This window comes from Variovorax davisae, assembly GCF_030316845.1.
GTDB classification, from domain to species: Bacteria; Pseudomonadota; Gammaproteobacteria; order Burkholderiales; family Burkholderiaceae_C; genus Variovorax; species Variovorax davisae.
Genome location: NZ_JASZYS010000003.1, coordinates 45583 through 62169, shown reverse-complemented (window position 1 = coordinate 62169; position 16587 = coordinate 45583). Strand labels below are relative to the sequence as shown.

The window sequence follows — 16587 nt, the reverse complement described above, 5'->3', positions numbered from 1 at the left end:
CGAGCCCATGTGCGCCAACCTCGCGGCAAAAAGCGGCGAACGCGTGCTGTGCAACGACCTCGACGGTGCACCGATGCGGCGGCTGGCCGAACGCGGGGCGGTGACGGCTTCGTCGCCGGCCGAACTGGCGCGTGAGGCCACGGTCGTCTTCATGTGCCTGGCGAGCGCGCAGGCGGCACAGGCCGTGGCCGACGCGGTGCTGGCGGGCTGGCTCGGGCTCGAGGGCGGGCGACTGCTGGTCGACATGGGAACCACATCGGTCGCCGCGACGCACGCCATCGCCGCGCGGGTGGCGGCAGCCGGACATCGCTATGTCGATGCGCCGGTAGCGCGCATGCCGGCCGCGGCCATCGAAGGCACGCTCAGCATCATGGTGGGCGGAGACGCCGAAGACGTGGCCGCGCTGATGCCCTACTTCTGCTGCATGGGCACCGACATCACGCATTGCGGCGGCACCGGCAGCGGACAGGTGGTCAAGATCCTGCACAACACCGTGCTCTTCGAAGCGGTGCAAGCGCTGGCCGAGGCGGTGGCGGTCGCTCGGGCGCACAAGGTCGAGGCCTCGGTGCTGCTCGACGCCATCGAGTTGGGCTCGGCCGATAGCCGCGCCGCGCGCGTGCAGGGGCGCCAGGCGCTGCAGCCGCGCGCCTATGAGAAAGGCCGCTTCGCGACGCGCTATGCGCTCAAGGACGTGAGCTTGGCGCTCGAACTCGCAGAGACTGCGGGGCTCGATGCAGCCATGGCGCGCGAAAGCGCGTCCACGCTGCAGCGGGCCGTCGACGCCGGCTGGGGCGACCGCTACTACCCGGCGCTCTACGAGATCATCGCCCGCGACGGGCAGGACGCGCCGGGCGACTGACCTCGGTTTTTCCATCTTCATTCCAACGATGCCGCCAAGCCGGCAGGAGACAACCCCATGAAATCCATTCTTGCGATCGCCCTCGGCTTGCTCTTCGCAGCCAGCAGCGCTTCGGCCGCCTTTCCCGATAAGCCCGTCACGCTGATCGTGCCGTTCCCCGCGGGCGGCGCCACCGACGCCATGGCGCGCTTCACCGCCAACCGCCTTTCCAAGGAACTGGGCCAGCCCGTGGTAGTGGATAACCGTGGCGGCGCGGGCGGCGTCATCGCGGCGGAAACGGCGCTGGGGGCACCGAAGGACGGCTACACCATCTTCTTCGCGACCACGGGGACCATGGCGATCAACCCCTTCATCTACAGGAAGCTCAAGTACAACCCCCTGACCGATTTCGAGCCCGTGGGCAACGTGGCTTCGGCGTCGAACGTGCTGGTTGTGCATCCGTCGGTCAAGGCGAAAAACGTGGCTGAACTGATCGCGCTGGCCCAGGCCCGTCCGGGCAAGCTGACCTATGCGTCAGCAGGCATCGGGACATCGAGCCACCTGTCGGGCGCGCTCTTCGAGAGCATGACCAGCACACAGATGCTGCACGTGCCCTATAAAGGCTCCGCGCCCGCGCTGTCCGACTTTCTCGCGGGCCGGGTGGACATGATGTTCGACACCGCCTCGACCCACGCGCCGTACGTCAAGGCCGGCAAGATCCGCGCGCTGGCTGTGACCAGCCCGCGCAAATCGCCCGCGTTCCCGGGCGTGCCCTCGATTGCCGAGGCCGGTGTTCCAGGCTACGACGTGACGATCTGGTTCGGCGTAGCCGCGCCGGCGGGCGTCCCGAAGGCCTCGCTCGACCGCCTCTCGGCCGCGCTCCAAAAGGCCTGGCAGGCACCCGACATCAAGGCCGCACTGGCCGACGTGGGTGCCGATCCGCTGTACCTCGGGCCGGCCGAGTACGAACGATTTATCGCCGCAGAAAACCAGAAGTGGGGCCGAGTCGTCAAGGCCTCGGGCGCCGAAGCGCAGGACTGATCGGCCTACTAAACCGGGCCGCGTGCAATGGTGCGTTCCACATCGCGCACTAGGGCGAGCAGGGCTGGCGAGAGATCGCGCACCACGCTCGCCATCGACTCACTGGTCGAAACGCTCAAGTTCAGCACATAGTGCGCAGCGCCGTCAGGGCCATCAGATTTATTCGCTCGCACCGGCGCCGCCAGCGCCACCACTTCAGGCTGCCACGACGCGGCACAGAAGCCGTGGCGTCCGACCATGACGATCGCCCTCTCGATCTCATCGCGCAGCGCCGGCCATTGTTTGCCTCGGCGCTGCTTGAAAACCGAGTACAGACGATCGCGTTGTTCGTCAGGCAAGGTCGCCAGATGCGCGCGTCCGAGGGAAGTCAGTTCCATCGGCACGCGCTGCCCCGACACCACGCTGCGCAGCGACACTCGCCGGTTGTACCGGATTGATTCCAGGTAAACCATCTCGTCGCGATCAGGTGCCGCGAGCCCAACGTTGATACGGTTCGCCTCGGCCAATGCGCGCATCTTCGACGCAGCGACGGCCAGTACCGTGGATCCCGAACGCATCGCATGAGCGAGGCCGAGCACAGCCGGCGCCAGCCGATAGGCACGATGCTCGATCTGCAGCATGCCCGAGCCCACCAGCGTTTGCGTGAGTCGGCTGACCGTCGAGCGCGCCAGCCCAGTGCGCTCCGCGAGTTCCGCATTGCCCAGCAGCTCCGACCCGGCACGGAAAGCGCGCAGAAGTTCAATGCCGCGTTCCAATGAGCGGTTGACAGGCGAGATGCCTGGCTTTTCATCGATCGCGTGGGTAATTCGGGTCATCCGATTCTCCTTCGTCAATTCGATCGTCTTCGATCAGGTTCCATTCTATGGAATTTGGGGAGTGCGCGTCGGACACTGAAACCCTATGCTTTCTCACTCGCGATTCACGCCTTCCACAAGGAGACAGACATGCCTCGTTCAAGATCATGCCGCGCGCTGTCGCTAACAGCTTTGCTGCTAACGTCACTCGCGTTCTCCCACCCTGCTGCGGCACAGGCCTTCCCTACCAAAAAGCCGATCAGGCTGATCGTTCCCTTTGCGGCGGGGGGTGGCACCGATGTGATTTCGCGCGTGCTCGGTGCTGGCATCGGTGCCGAACTGCACCAGACCGTCATCGTCGAGAACAAGCCAGGCGCCGGCACCCTTATCGGCAGCGACTACGTGGCCAAGAGCGCGCCCGACGGCTACACGCTGCTCATGGCCACCTTCGCCCATGCGGTGAACCCCAGCTTGCTAACGAAGCTGCCCTATAACCAAGCGACCGCGTTTGCGCCGCTGAGCCTCGTCGGCGAATCGCCCAACGTGCTGGTAGTGCGGCCCGAACACGCTGTCAAATCCGTGGCCGACCTCGTCGCCTATGCCAAGGCCAACCCCGGCAAGCTCAGCTACGGTTCGTTCGGCAACGGCACGTCGGCACATCTGGCGGGCGAGCTGTTCAAGAGCCTGGCCAAGGTCGATCTCACGCATGTGCCGTACCGAGGTTCGGCGCCCGCGCTGACCGACCTGCTCGGCGGCCAGATCGACATGATGTTCACCACGACGGCCAGCGTGGCGCCCTACATTGCGAGCGGCAAGCTGCGCGCACTGGCCGTGACCTCGCCGCAGCGTTCGTCGGCTTTGCCCAACGTACCTACCGTGGCCGAGAGCGGCGTGCCTGGCTATGTGGCGCAGAGCTGGTACGGCCTCTATGCGCCGGCCGGTACGCCACGCGACGTCGTGATGCAGCTCAACGCCGCCATTCGCAAGGCCGCATCGTCCGAGACCTTCCGCAAGCGGATCGAGGACGAAGGCTTGGTGGTGCGTGCATCGCCGCCCGAGGAGCTCGCGCGCTACGTCGCCGCCGAGGAGGCGCGCTGGGGCAAGGTGGTGCGCGACGCGCACATCACCATCGACTGATTCTTCTTTTTCCTCTTTTTTTATCCCGCCATGACCACCAGCAGCCTTTACATCGACCTGCGCACCGAGGACGGCATCGCCATCCTCAGCCTCAATCGGCCCGACGTGCGCAACGCCATAAACGACGACATGCGCGGCGACCTCATGGCCGCGCTCGATCAAGTGAACCGCGACGACGCCGTGCGCGCCCTGGTGCTTACCGGCGCCGGCAAAGCCTTTTGTGCGGGCGGCGACATCCGGGCGATGCAGCGGCGCATGCAGGCCCCCGCGAGCGAAGTAGCCTACAACGGCTGGGCGCGCCAACAACGCACGCACCATGTGCTCACTGCCCTGCATAACCTGCCCAAGCCGACGATTGCCGCGGTGAACGGCGCCTCCACGGGCCTGGGCACCGACTTGGCCATGGCCTGCGACTTCGTGGTAGCCAGCGAGGCGCACGCGAGCTTCGCGTGGAACTATGTCCTGCGCGGACTGATTCCGGACGGCGGTGGCATGTACTTCCTGCCGCGGCGTGTGGGTCTCGCGAAGGCCAAGGAGCTGATCTTCACGGGTCGCACGGTGCGCACCGCCGAGGCCGTCGACCTCGGCATCGCCGACCGCGCGAGCACACCCGAGGCGCTAGTCGCCGATGCCGTGGGCTGGGCGCGCGAGCTGAGCGCGGGTTCGCGCACCGCGCTGGCCCTTGGCAAAACCATCCTGAACCAGAGCTTCGAGCTGCAGGCCGAGCAGGTCTTCGGCATGGGCAGCCAGGCGCAGGCGATCTGCTATGCGTCAAGCGAGCACCATACGGCGGTCAACGCCTTTCTAGCCAAGTCGGCGGCGAAGGAGTAATGGCGATGGTTGCATCCAACGACGCCATTTCGCGTTTGCTCAAGCCACGCAGCGTGGCCGTGATCGGCGCCTCGGCCGACCTCACAAAGACCTCGGGCCGCCCGGTGGCCTACCTCCAGAAGCACGGCTTTGCCGGCGCGATCTACCCCGTCAACCCGAAGGCCGACACCATCGCAGGCCTGCACTGCTACCCCGACGTGGGCTCGCTGCCCCAAGCGCCCGACGTGGCCCTCGTGCTGCTGGGCGCGGAACGCGCGCACACGGTCGTGAGCGACCTCTCGGCGCGCGGCACGGCGGCGGCGATTGTGCTGGCGAGCGGTTATGCGGAAGCCGGCGACCAAGGCCGGCAGCGCCAGCACGAGCTGCTCGAGGCAGCGGGCGGCATGCGCCTGCTGGGGCCTAACACCATCGGGCTCGTGAATCTCAGTGACCGCATCACGCTGTCGGCCAGCGGCGCGCTGGAGTCCGACGAACTGCTGCCGGGCGGGATCGCCGTGGTATCGCAAAGCGGCGGCATCCTGGGCTCCTTGCTGTCGCGCGGTGCGGCGCGCGGCATCGGCTTCTCCAAGCTGATCTCGACCAGCAACGAGGCCGACCTAGATCTCGCGGACTTCGTCAACCACCTGGCCGACGACGAGGCCACGCGCGTGATCGCGCTGTATATGGAGAGCATCCGCGACGTCGCCAAATTCCGAGCCGCCGCCGCCAAGGCTGCGCGCGCGGGTAAGCCGCTGGTGGTGTTCAAGATCGGCCGCTCCGAATCGGGCGCGCAGGCTGCGGCATCGCACACAGGCGCGCTGGCCGGTGCCGACCGCATGTACGATGCGCTGTTCCGCGAGGTCGGCGCGATCCGCGCAAGAGACTTCGCCGACCTGCTCGATCTTCCCGCGGCGCTTGCCACGGAGCGTCGTCTGGAGGGCAAACGAGTCGCCATCCTGACCTCGACGGGCGGAGCGGGCACGCTGGTGGCCGACAGCCTTGGTGTAGCCGGCTTCGAGGCGCCGGCGCCCGATGCTGCCACCGCCGACAAGTTGCGCGCACTTCAGGCTGGAGGCCCATCGGTCCTCGACCGAAATCCGATTGACGTGACTCTCGCGGGCCTTCAGCCGCAACTGCTGCGCCGGGGGCTCGCAGCGCTGCTCGAAAGCATGAGCTATGACGCAGTCGTGGTAATCGTGGGGTCTTCCGCCCTGGCGATGCCGGACTTGGTGGCCGACGCCATTCGCGACTGCCTGCCCAGCACCAGCAAGCCGGTACTTGCCTATGTCAGCCCACACGCGCCGGCTGTTGCATCGTTGCTCAATCGGCATGGCGTACCCGCCTTCAGCGCTCCGGAGAGTTGCACGGTGGCGCTGCAAGGCCTGTTCGCGCATAGCCATCCGCCACTGGTCACGCGCGTCGATGCCGGACCGGTCGTGAGGATTGACGATTTGCCATCGGGTTCTCTCAACGAGGCTGAGGCCAAGTCGCTCTTCGCGCGCTTCGGCGTACAAGGAGTGCGCGAGCATGCGGTGGCCGATGCGCAGCAGGCCGCCGAGATGGCCGGCACGCTGGGGGACAAGGTAGTACTGAAGATTCTTTCGCGCACCATCACCCACAAGACCGAGGTCGGCGGTGTCGCGGTGGCGGTGCCCTCGGCACAGGTGGCCGCGCGCGTGCAGCAGATGGAGCGCGACGTGCGAACCGCGACCGGCGATGCGCCCGAAGGCTATCTGGTGCAGGAGATGGTATCTGGCGGCACCGAGCTCATCCTGGGCCTGCACCGCGATGCGCTGGGCGCGGCGCTGCTGGTAGGGATGGGCGGCGTAACAGCCGAGCTGATCAACGATAGCGTGCTACGCATGGTGCCACCGGGCGGAGCGCTTACGCGCGATGAGGCCACGGCGATGGTGCGCGAGCTCAAGACTTGGCCGCTGCTGGATAGCTACCGGGGGCGGCCGGCGGCTGATGTAGATGCGCTGGTGGATGCGATCGTCGCGTTCTCGCGCATGGCGAGCCAGATGGGCGCTGGCCTCGAGACCGCGGAGATCAATCCGCTTTTCGTACTGCCGAAAGGAATGGGCGTACGAGCAGCCGACGGAGTCGCTGTGTTGCGAGCGAAAACATGAGCTAGTTCCTTCCTTCAATTAATTGATAACCACTAAGGAGACAAAACTGTGAAATTGACAAGAAAAACCGCCGTGTGCGCATTCGTCGCTGTATGCGCAGGCGCCATGGCAACGGCTTCAGCGCAGCCAGACCCCTTCCCCACTCGACCTGTGCGAGTGGTAGTTCCGTTTCCCGCGGGCGGTACGCTCGACGGGCCTGCACGACTGCTCGCGACGTCACTAAGCCGCGTGTCCGGCCAACAATTCATCGTCGACAACAAGGCCGGCGCGGGCGGCACCGTTGGTGCAGGCGAGGTGGCGCGCGCGCCAGCCGACGGCTACACCCTCCTGATCTCATCTAGTGCGGTGCCGATTTCGCAGGTTCTCTACAAGAGCGTACCCTTCGATTCGGTAAAGAGCTATCGCGAGGTTGCCATGTTCTCAGATATGCCCTCGGTCATAGCGGTGAATCCTCAGCGAGTGCCTGTGAAGACATTGGCCGAACTGATCGCATACGCCAAGGCTCATCCAGCGAAGCTCAATTACGGTTCGCCTGGCTCAGGCACTGGCGCTCATCTTGCGGCCGAGATGTTTAAAGACCATGTCGGCGTCGATATCTTGCATGTGCCCTATCGGGGCGCAGCACCCGCCGTCACCGACGCGCTGGGCGGGCAAATCGACATGGTGATCGCCGGGCAGTCCTCGGTCGCTCAGCAAATAGCGGCCGGAAAGCTGCGCGCGTTGGCGGTGACCACAACCAAGCGCTCCGCTCAGCTACCCGATGTCCCCACAGTGGACGAAGTGGTTAAAGGCTATGAATCGACTACCTGGATCGGTCTCGCCGCGCCGGCCGCAACGCCCGACGCGGTGATGGCCCGCCTCACCACGTTTGTGCGCGAAGCCATGGATGACCCCAGCTTGCGCAAGAAGCTGATTGAGGCCGGCGTTACACCCATTCTCAAGGAAGAGAAGGAAGCCGCCGAGCAGATCGCTCGTGAGGTGGTGAACTACGGCGCGCTAGTACGCAAGGCCAACATCCACGCGGAATGACAATGAACCCCCTGACCTCTTCCACTCGCAGACGGATGCTGAACATCGCGTTTTGGGGATCCTTGTTCGCGGCAATTCTGCCAGTTGCGGCACCGGCCCTCGCAGCGGAGGCGACCTCTTTGTCGGCACAGGCACCGGGTTTCTACCGCTTAAAGCTCGGGGACTTCCAAGTCACTGTATTGCTCGACGGCACCCGCACGATTTCGGCGAAAGCTGCTATGCGCAACATTGGCGAGTCCGAGGTAAGAGCGCTAGTGGCACGCGGGGCCGAGCCAGACGAAGTGATGACCTCCTTCAATGCCTTTCTGATCGATACGGGCAACAAGCGCGTGCTCGTTGACACCGGTGGAGGCAGTATGTTCGGTGCCGGACTCGGTCACATGCTTGTGAATCTGCAGGCTGCGGGCTATCGGCCCGAACAGATAGACGAAGTATTGCTCACGCATCTGCACGTCGACCACGTGGGCGGGCTCGTAACGGCGGACGGCCGTCGCGTGTTTATCAATGCGAACATCCGCGTGAGCCGTATCGAAACGGACTACTGGCTCTCAGCCGACAAGCGCAATAACGCGCTACAACCTATGCAGGTCTTCTTTAAAGGCGCCCAGGAGGCGCTCAAGCCCTATGCAGATGCGAAACAGCTCGAAATCTTCGACGGCGACGCTGAACTATTGCCTGGCATTCAGGCGATGGCTCTGCCGGGACATTCGCATGGCCACACAGGCTATTTGGTGTCTTCTCAGGGCCGGCAGCTGATGCTTTGGGGCGACCTTGTGCACATGGGTGTAGTTCAGTTCGCAAGGCCCATCACGGGCTTTCGAGCAGACAGCGATCCAGCCGGCGCCGCCGAAGTGCGGCAGCGCAGTTTCGAGCAGGCGGCACGCACGGGCGCTTTGATTGGCGGTGCGCATATAGCGTTTCCGGGGCTGGGCCATGTGCGTGCGGATGGCCCCGGTTTTCGCTGGCTTCCCTTGGCCTACGATACTGTGCCCTGATCTCATACCGCTCGAGGTGCGGCACGGACGAAGTAATTTATTTCAACGCCGCATTGACTCGGACCATGAGTTGCAGCAACGTCTGCGCCAATTCCTCGACCAACGCTGCCATAGACCGGCCGCCAATCAATACGCTCACATTGAAAGCATAGCCCGCATGCCCACGCAATGGGGCGGCCACCGAGACGATGCCGGTCTGCCAAGTGGCGCTGCAATAGCCTTCGGCGCGGCACTTAGCTATCGCTGCCTGGATTTCGCGCTTTCGTTCAGGCCACTGCACTGGGTGCTTAGCCTGCAGTTCACTCAACATAGCCGTGAGTTCGGGCCCGACAAGCGTGGACAAATGCGCGCGCCCGAGAGCGGTGAGCGCCATCGGAATGCGCGAGCCCGACGTGACATGGCGGAACATCTCACTTCGGCTTTTACGGATCGAGGTGAGGTAGACCATGTCGGTGCCGTCGCGCACCGCGAGCCCGACGTTGATCCGCCGACCCTCGGCCACGCCACCCATCAGCGGCTGCGCTATGTGGAAGAGTTCCGAGCTCTGCTGCATCGCGAGGCCGAGGCTCAGCAGCGGCGGCCCGAGCCGGTAGACGCCGGCTTCGGGCACGTAGTCCAGGAAGCGCTCCTGCACCAGCGTCTGCGTGAGCCGGCTTACCGTTGAGCGCGGCAGGCCGACGCGCTCGGCCAGTTCGCTGTTGCTCAGCGCGTTCACGCCGGGACTGAAGGCCCGCAGCAAGTGCAGGCCGCGTTCGAGCGAACGGTTGTTGTGCTGCTGCCGCGCGAAGGCTGGCGTGGCGGGTGCCGAGTCGTCAGCATCGCGTGGTGAATGGCGTGGGCGGCTCATCGCGTGTGCGGCATCGAACAGGACATCATGCGAGCATAGCCGCGCCGCGCCACGCGCGGCGCCGCTTTCGCAGCGCAATCGAGTCAGACTACGGCGACAGGGCGCAGCGACGGGTCGAGCCGCTTCATCGCCGACTCGGGGTAGCGCTCGCCCGCGGGCAGAATGCGCTCCAGCGTCTGCAGCAGCTCATCGCTGAGTTCGAGCTTGAGCGCCTGCAGGTTCTCCTCGATCTGCGCGGCGGTGGTGGCGCCGACGATGGGCACCGCCTGGTGCGTGCGCAGGATCCACGCGATGGCCAGTTGCGCCGGCGTGGCGCTGAGCGCGTGGGCCTGCGCGCGCACTTCCTCGACCAGCACCAGGTTCTTCGCGAAGTTCTCGCCCATGAAGCGCGGGTACTCCTTGCGCTGGTCGCCGTCGGGAATGTCAGCGGCGGTCTTGATCTGGCCCGTGAGAAAGCCGCGGCCCAGCGGGGCGTAGCCGAAGAAGCGCATGCCGTACTCGCGGCAGGCGGCCAGCGTGTCGTATTCCGGGTCGCGGCTCCACAGCGAGTATTCGCACTGCAGCGCCGAGATAGGATGCACCGCCATCGCCGCGAGCAGTGACGTGCGGCTCACCTCGCACAGGCCCAGCTCGCGCACCTTGCCCTTTTCCACAAGGCGCTTCATCGCGCCAACGGTTTCGGCCACAGGCACCTTGGGATCAACGCGGTGCAGGTAGTACAGGTCGATGTGATCAATGCCCATGCGCTTCAGGCTGGCATCGCACGCGGCCTCGATGCGCTCGGGCCGCGCGTCGAGGCCGCGCTCGTCCGAGCGCAACCCGAAGGTGAAGCCGACCTTGGTGCACACCTGCACGTCCTGGCGGCGCCCGCGAATGGCCTCGCCGACAAGCACTTCGTTGTCACCGTCGGCATAGAGGTCGGCGGTGTCGACATAGGTCTGGCCGGCATCGAGAAAGGCGCGGATCGTGGCGATGGCATCAGCGCGTGCGACAGCGCCGTAGCAGCCGGTCATGGCCATCGTGCCCAGGGCGATGGCTTGCGTGTTTTGTTGCGCGTTCATGGGGAGTCTCCTGGTTAATAGACGAGGGTGAAGAAGGAATCAGGTGCGGATCGAGAACGGGTCGTCGTCGGTCTCCGCGGTGTTGACCATCACGTTCTGCACCGTGAGGTAGGCGCGCAGGCCTTCGGACCCGCGCTCGCGGCCGAAGCCACTGCCCTTGCGGCCACCGAAAGGCGCCTGGACCGCGCCCATGCGGTAGGTGTTGATCCAAACGTTGCCGCATTCGAGACGGCTCGCCACGCGGTGCGCGCGCGCGATGTTCTGGGTCCAGATGCCTCCGGCCAGGCCGAATTCAGAGTCGTTGGCGATGCGGATCGCCTCGTCTTCGTCGTCGAAGGGCAGCACCGCCAGCACCGGGCCGAAGACCTCGTGACGCGCGATGTCCATGTCGTTGCGCACGTCGGCGAACACGGTGGCCGGCACGAAGAGACCGCGCTCAGGCACTTGCTGTCCAGCGCCGCCAGGGCCAGCCACCATGCGCGCGCCACCGCTGCGCGTCTTCTCGATCACGCCCAAGATGCGCGTGTGCTGCGGCGCGTTGGCCACAGGGCCCAGTTGCGTGTCGGGCTGCATCGGATCGCCTTGGCGGATGAGCGCGGCGCGGCGGCCCAGTTCTTCTACCATCTGCACATACACCGGGCGCTGCACCAGCAGGCGCGACCCCGCGATGCAGGTCTGCCCACCTGCGGCGAAGATGCCCGCGATGGCGCCGTTGACCGCACGGGGAATGTCCGCGTCGGCGAACACGATGTTGGGCGACTTGCCGCCGAGCTCCAACGTCACCGGCACCTGGCGCACAGCCGCGCCTTCCATCACCTTGCGCCCGCCGAGGTTGCCGCCGGTAAAGCTCACCTTGCGCACCTTCGGGTGCGCGACCAGTGCCGCGCCAGTGTCGCCCGCGCCGGTGACCACGTTGACAACGCCCGCCGGAAAGCCGGCCTCCTTGAACAGCATCGCGAATTCGAGCGTGGTGATTGGCGCGAACTCCGAGGGCTTGATCACCGCGCAGTTGCCTGCCGCGAGCGCGGGTGCAAGCTTGTTCGAAAGGATCGTCATCGGGCTGTTCCACGGCGTGATCAGTGCCACCACCCCGAAAGGCCGGTATACGGTGAAGTCGACCATCTGCGGGTTGTCCAGCGGCAGGTACTCGCCGTGGATCTTGTCGGCATAGCCCGCGTAGTAGCGGTAGCTGCGCGCGGCAAAGCGCACTTGGACCAGCGTCTCCTTGTAGAGCTTGCCGTTGTTGCGGGTCTCCAGTTCGGCGAACCGCTCGGCCTGCGCGTCGAGCAGGTCGGCCAGCCGGTTGAGCAAGCGCCCGCGCTGGTAGCCGCTGGTGGTCGACCAAGCAGTGTCGAAGCAGCGCTGCGCCGACGCCACGGCACGGTCCACGTCTGCGGCATCGGCTACTGCAACCGTGCCCCATTGCGCCTGCGAGTAAGGGTTCATGACTGCCAAGCGTTCTCTGCCTTGGGCGGATACTTCTTCATGGTCTATCCATAGACCGCGGTCCAAATTCATTCGATGCTCCTTGGGTTTCGGTTTCGTTGTGTTTGCGTGGTCGCACTAGAGCGAGCGGCCACCGTCGACCATCAGGGTCTGACCGGTCATGAAGTCAGGCGCTTGCGTGGCCGCCCAGACCACCGCCTGGGCAATCTCGGCGGGGGTGCCCAGCCGGCCGACCGGTATTTGGGGCACGTAGCGCTGCATCGCGGCGTCCCAGCTTTCGCCGGGCTGCAGGAACTTGTCGAACATCGGCGTCGCGAGCGAGCCCGGCGCCACCGCGTTGACGCGGATGCCCTGTGGCGCGAGTTCCAGCGCCAGCGTTTGCGTCAGTGAGATGGCTGCAGCCTTGGCGGCGCAATACGCGCTCAGACCCCCGCGTGCGCGCACGCCGGCCACCGACGTCACGTTGACGATTGCGCCAGCCTTACTCTCACGCATCGCGGGCACCACGGCGCGCGCGAGGTTCACTATGCCCATCACGTTGACCCCCCAAACGCGCTGCCACTGCGCGTCGTCGACCTGGTCGAAGGGCAGGTTGGCCTGCGGCAGTCCTGCGTTGTTGATCAGCACGTCGATGCGGCCCCAGCGCCGCAGCATGTCCGCAGTGATCTCGCGCACCTGCGCGTCGTCACACACGTCGCAGGCCACGGCCATCGCGCTGTGGCCCTGGGGGTCGAGCCGCCGGGCCTGCGCCTGTGCGGCGGCTGAATCGATGTCGAGAACCACCGTCGCATAGCCGTTCCCATGGAGCAGCGCGACAGTCTCCAGGCCTACGCCGCTGCCCGCGCCCGTGACGAGCGCGACTTTGAATTCACTCATGGTCTCTTCCTGTCTGGCGATGTGCCGTTCAGCCGCGCAACGGCGCGTGCTGGAGGATAGTTTTCTTTCGCATGTAGGCCTCTAGGCCTTCGATGCCCGACTCGTGACCGTGGCCCGAGGCCTTGATGCCGCCGAAGGGGGTTTCCGCGCGAGAGAGCACGACGGTGTTGACGCCGACCATGCCGGCCTCCAGCGCGTCACTGGTGTCGGTAGCGCGCGCCAACGATTCGGTGAACACGAAGGCGCCCAAGCCGTAGGCGGTGTCGTTCGCGCGGCGGATCGCGTCGGCGCCGTCAACGTCACTGAAGGTGGCTATCGGCACGATCGGACCAAAGGCTTCCTCGCGCATCACGAGCGCCGCGTCGGGCACGTCGCTCAGCACCGTGGGCTCGAAGAAGAAGCCGGGGCGGTCGAGCCGCCGGCCACCGATGCGCACGCGTGCGCCGCTGCGACGGGCGTCGTCCATCAGCTGCTCCATTGCCAGCAGCCGGCGCTCGTTGCAGAGCGGGCCCATGTCTATGTCGGGTTCGATGCCCGCGCCCACGCGCAGCGCACGGGCATGCGCCGTCATGCGTTCGGCAAACGCTTCGGCGATACCCTCATGAACGTAGAAGCGGCTGGGCACGTTGCACACTTGGCCAGCGTTGCGGAACTTGGCAATGGCGCAAATGCGCGCAACGGCGTCAACGTCCACGTCGTTGAACACCAGCACAGGCGCGTTGCCGCCAAGCTCCATGGTGGTGACGAGGTGGTGGTCGACCGCCAGATGGCCGAGTGTGCGTCCCACGGCGATGGAGCCGGTGAGCGACACCTTGCGGATCACCGAGCTGCGCAGCAGTTGCTCGGAGATGCGAGCGGGCTGGCCCAGCACCAGGTTCGCGACGCCAGGCGGAAGGCCGGCTTGTGCGAGGCATTCGAGCACCGCCACGGCGGTCGCGGGCGTTTCTTCCGAGGCCTTCAGCACGATGGTGCAACCCGCAGCCAGCGCACCGCCGAGCTTGCGCGCGACGGTGGTGGCGGGGAAGTTCCAGGGCGTAAATGCGGCCACCGGACCGATGGGCTCAGGCACCACCATCAGCCGCGAGCCGGCCCGGCCGGGCACGATACGGCCATAGGCGCGGCGGCCTTCCTCGGCGTACCAATCGATCACGTCGGCCGAGGCCTGGATCTCGGACGCCGCCTCCGTGAGTGGCTTGCCTTGTTCGAGACTCAGGTGCAGCGCGGCGGATGCAGCGCGTTGGCGCAGCAGACTTGCTGCTTCGCGAAGGATGCGATAGCGCAGGTCTGGTGTGGTGGCACGCCACGCCGGCGCGGAGCGGTCGGTGGCTTCGAGGGCGGTCGCGACATCGGCCTCGCTGGCGTGGCGGAACATCGAGAGGGTCTTGCCGCTGGCAGGGTCGAGCACAGCTTCGGTGGCGGCGCCGGTGCCGTCGGTCCATTCGCCGCCGATGAACTGGCGGATAGTCGGAAAAGAATGAGAGGTCATGGTGGGCATCTGTTCAAACGACTGGCATCGGCCGGCCAGCGGTTTCCTTGATGGCGACCGCGGCAACCAGCGACACCAGCGCGGTGGCCATCAGCATCCAGGCCGGCGCATGCGGCTGACCGGTGGCTGCGATCAGCCAGGTGGCGAGATACGGCGCAGAGCCGCCTGCCACGATGGCGGCGAAGTTGTAGCCCAGGCTGAAACCGCTGAGTCGCACGCGCGCCGGAAACATCTCGCAGTAGGCGGCCAGGATCACGCCCAGGTAAGCGGCCTCGATCTGACCCAACACAAACTGCGCGGCGAAGGCGGCCAGAGCCGACTGCTTCATCAGCATGAAGAGCGGATATGCGAGCACCAGGTTGGCCAGGCACACGCTGACCAGCAGCGGCTTGCGCCCGACGCGGTCCGTGAACTTGCCCCAGAAGGGAATGGCGAATGCGGCGAACAGCAGCGTGACCGTGGTCGACCAGGCTGCCTGGCTCGCCTTCATGATCGACTGACGTTCGAAATACGTTGCAAAATAGGTAAAGACCAAGTAGTAGGCCGCGAACGAAACCAGCGAGAGCCCGAACACGCCGAGCACACCGCGCCAGTGCGTGCGCACCACCGACAGCGCGGGCATCTTCGAGACCGCGCCGCGGTCTTCCATTTGTTCAAACTGCCGCGACTCCTCCATCTGTCGCCGCACCACCAACCCGATGAGCCCCAGCGGCAGCGACATCAGGAACGGCAGGCGCCAGCCCCAGTCGAGCAGTTGCTCCGGCGTGAGCCAGCCGCGCAGCAGCGCCACGCTCAGCGAGCCCAGCATAGTGCCGGCCAGCGTGCCCACCTGCGTGGTGCTGGTGAGGTAGCCACGCCGGTGGTCAGGCGAGGCCTCGGCCACATAGGCCGCTGCGCCGCCGAGTTCGCCGCCGGCAGACAAGCCCTGGATGCAGCGCAGCCCGAGTAGCATCAGCGGTGCCGCGATACCGACGCTCTCGTAGGTTGGCAAGAAGCCGATGGCCGCGGTCGCGAAGGCCATGCCGAGGACCGACACCACCAACGCGGGCCGGCGCCCGTAGCGGTCGCCTAGATGGCCCAGCAGGATGCCCCCTATCGGCCGCACGATGAACGCCACGCCGAACACGCCCAGTGTGTAGAGCAGAGCAGCCGTCGGGTCGGCGGCGGGGAAGAACACCTTAGCGAGCGTGGTCGCCAGGAACGCGTAGGCGGTGTAGTCGAAGTATTCGATCACCGTGCCGAAAGCGGCGGCGCGCACAACGCGTCGCACTCCCCGTTCGTACTCGAGATCGTTGAAGGTGGCTGAGATGCCATGCGCCGCGGGAGCGGCCGATAGGGGTTCGGACGATAGCAATTGTGTCTCCGGAATGTGTGGCCGTGCAGGCTTTTTCTGTCCGGGAATGTTGCGCCCTATGCTTCCAATTAACAATCCATCCGTTCCGTCTATCGGAATTAAAGAATATGGTCCCTCCGTAAGCCTGAATCATCTCTGTGAAGATCGGCCCCGACGTCGTTCAGAAATCGTTCGGCTTGACAAATTTCTATGCGCACGCCTTCGGTGCCGCATAGCAAGCGATGCACCGCGTGAGATGCGGAGATGGAGCCACTTCCGAGTGGCGTACCCGAGTCGTATGGCTCGGCCTCCCCCCTTCACTCCGCCGCAACCGACGGATCGATCGCGACCTGTCTGGCAATGCGGGGCAGCAATACAAATAACTCAGCGACCAACCGTCAATCGATGGACTGCACGGAAGTGGGTCTGAGTGGTTCAAACGAAGCAAACGACCGCTATCCTCGATAACCGCTATGGCGTCACAATATTTGCACTCTTTGAACACGCTCCTCGCGAGGACATGCTGATCCGCCATCCTGAGGCACCGAGTAACACCAGCGCCGTGCGCCGTGAAGCGCGAGTCGTTTGATTCGCGCAGCAGGCCACCTGCCGCGAACAGCATTCAATTCGATATTCATATTCGCGCCTTCACGATGTCCCGCACCGCCGTCCCCGAGAGCCCGTCAGTACCCAATTTGCCGTTCTTAGCAGGCTGCTGAAATACCTCACCGGATGGTCCCCCGAAAGTGGACCTGAGGCGTTATC

At 65.4% G+C, this 16587-nt stretch carries 14 protein-coding genes; 7 read left to right on the top strand and 7 right to left on the bottom strand.

Going from position 1 to position 16587, the window contains the following annotated elements:
* Positions 1-7: 7 nt before the first annotated feature.
* Together QTI33_RS07665 and QTI33_RS07660 are read left to right on the top strand one after the other, a co-directional pair.
* Positions 8-859, top strand: coding sequence for an NAD(P)-dependent oxidoreductase (locus QTI33_RS07665; protein WP_444814817.1), 852 nt, complete (start codon positions 8-10; stop codon positions 857-859).
* Between the two features lie 57 nt (positions 860-916).
* Positions 917-1879, top strand: coding sequence for a Bug family tripartite tricarboxylate transporter substrate binding protein (locus tag QTI33_RS07660; protein WP_286505200.1), 963 nt, complete (start codon positions 917-919; stop codon positions 1877-1879).
* An 8-nt stretch (positions 1880-1887) separates the two neighbouring features.
* Here QTI33_RS07660 and QTI33_RS07655 read toward each other — a convergent pair whose 3' ends face one another.
* A complete protein-coding gene (locus QTI33_RS07655; RefSeq protein WP_286505199.1) occupies positions 1888-2694 on the bottom strand; it encodes an IclR family transcriptional regulator in 807 nt (268 codons plus the stop codon).
* A 129-nt stretch (positions 2695-2823) separates the two neighbouring features.
* On the opposite strand from QTI33_RS07655, the gene QTI33_RS07650 reads away from it, so the two are divergent.
* The 5 genes from QTI33_RS07650 to QTI33_RS07630 all read left to right on the top strand — a co-directional run bounded on the left by QTI33_RS07650 (position 2824) and on the right by QTI33_RS07630 (position 8773).
* Positions 2824-3810 (top strand): Bug family tripartite tricarboxylate transporter substrate binding protein, encoded by a 987-nt coding sequence (locus QTI33_RS07650; RefSeq protein ID WP_286505198.1) that lies wholly within the window; start codon positions 2824-2826, stop codon positions 3808-3810.
* A 30-nt stretch (positions 3811-3840) separates the two neighbouring features.
* Entirely contained in the window at positions 3841-4641 is an 801-nt protein-coding gene (locus QTI33_RS07645; RefSeq protein WP_286505197.1) for an enoyl-CoA hydratase/isomerase family protein, read from the top strand.
* 5 nt (positions 4642-4646) lie between these two features.
* A complete protein-coding gene (locus QTI33_RS07640) occupies positions 4647-6749 on the top strand; it encodes an acetate--CoA ligase family protein (protein ID WP_286505196.1) in 2103 nt (700 codons plus the stop codon).
* A 105-nt stretch (positions 6750-6854) separates the two neighbouring features.
* Positions 6855-7778 carry a Bug family tripartite tricarboxylate transporter substrate binding protein gene (locus tag QTI33_RS07635; protein ID WP_286505741.1) on the top strand — a complete coding sequence of 308 codons (924 nt, stop codon included), beginning with the start codon at positions 6855-6857 and terminating at the stop codon, positions 7776-7778.
* A gap of 2 nt (positions 7779-7780) precedes the next feature.
* On the top strand, positions 7781-8773 hold the full coding sequence (locus QTI33_RS07630) for an MBL fold metallo-hydrolase (RefSeq protein WP_286505195.1): 993 nt from the start codon (positions 7781-7783) through the stop codon (positions 8771-8773).
* 37 nt (positions 8774-8810) lie between these two features.
* Here QTI33_RS07630 and QTI33_RS07625 read toward each other — a convergent pair whose 3' ends face one another.
* Genes QTI33_RS07625 through QTI33_RS07600 form a run of 6 tightly spaced genes read right to left on the bottom strand, consistent with a single transcriptional unit; the run spans position 8811 to position 15843 of the window.
* Positions 8811-9698, bottom strand: a complete 888-nt coding sequence (locus tag QTI33_RS07625; RefSeq protein WP_286505194.1) for an IclR family transcriptional regulator — start codon at positions 9696-9698, stop codon at positions 8811-8813.
* 5 nt (positions 9699-9703) lie between these two features.
* Entirely contained in the window at positions 9704-10681 is a 978-nt protein-coding gene (locus tag QTI33_RS07620; RefSeq protein WP_286505193.1) for an aldo/keto reductase, read from the bottom strand.
* A gap of 39 nt (positions 10682-10720) precedes the next feature.
* Entirely contained in the window at positions 10721-12199 is a 1479-nt protein-coding gene (locus QTI33_RS07615; RefSeq protein ID WP_286505192.1) for an aldehyde dehydrogenase, read from the bottom strand.
* Between the two features lie 45 nt (positions 12200-12244).
* Entirely contained in the window at positions 12245-13003 is a 759-nt protein-coding gene (locus QTI33_RS07610) for an SDR family NAD(P)-dependent oxidoreductase (protein WP_286505191.1), read from the bottom strand.
* 28 nt (positions 13004-13031) lie between these two features.
* On the bottom strand, positions 13032-14489 hold the full coding sequence (locus tag QTI33_RS07605) for an NAD-dependent succinate-semialdehyde dehydrogenase (RefSeq protein ID WP_286505190.1): 1458 nt from the start codon (positions 14487-14489) through the stop codon (positions 13032-13034).
* Between the two features lie 13 nt (positions 14490-14502).
* Entirely contained in the window at positions 14503-15843 is a 1341-nt protein-coding gene (locus QTI33_RS07600) for an MFS transporter (RefSeq protein WP_286505189.1), read from the bottom strand.
* Between the last annotated feature and the right edge of the window lie 744 nt (positions 15844-16587).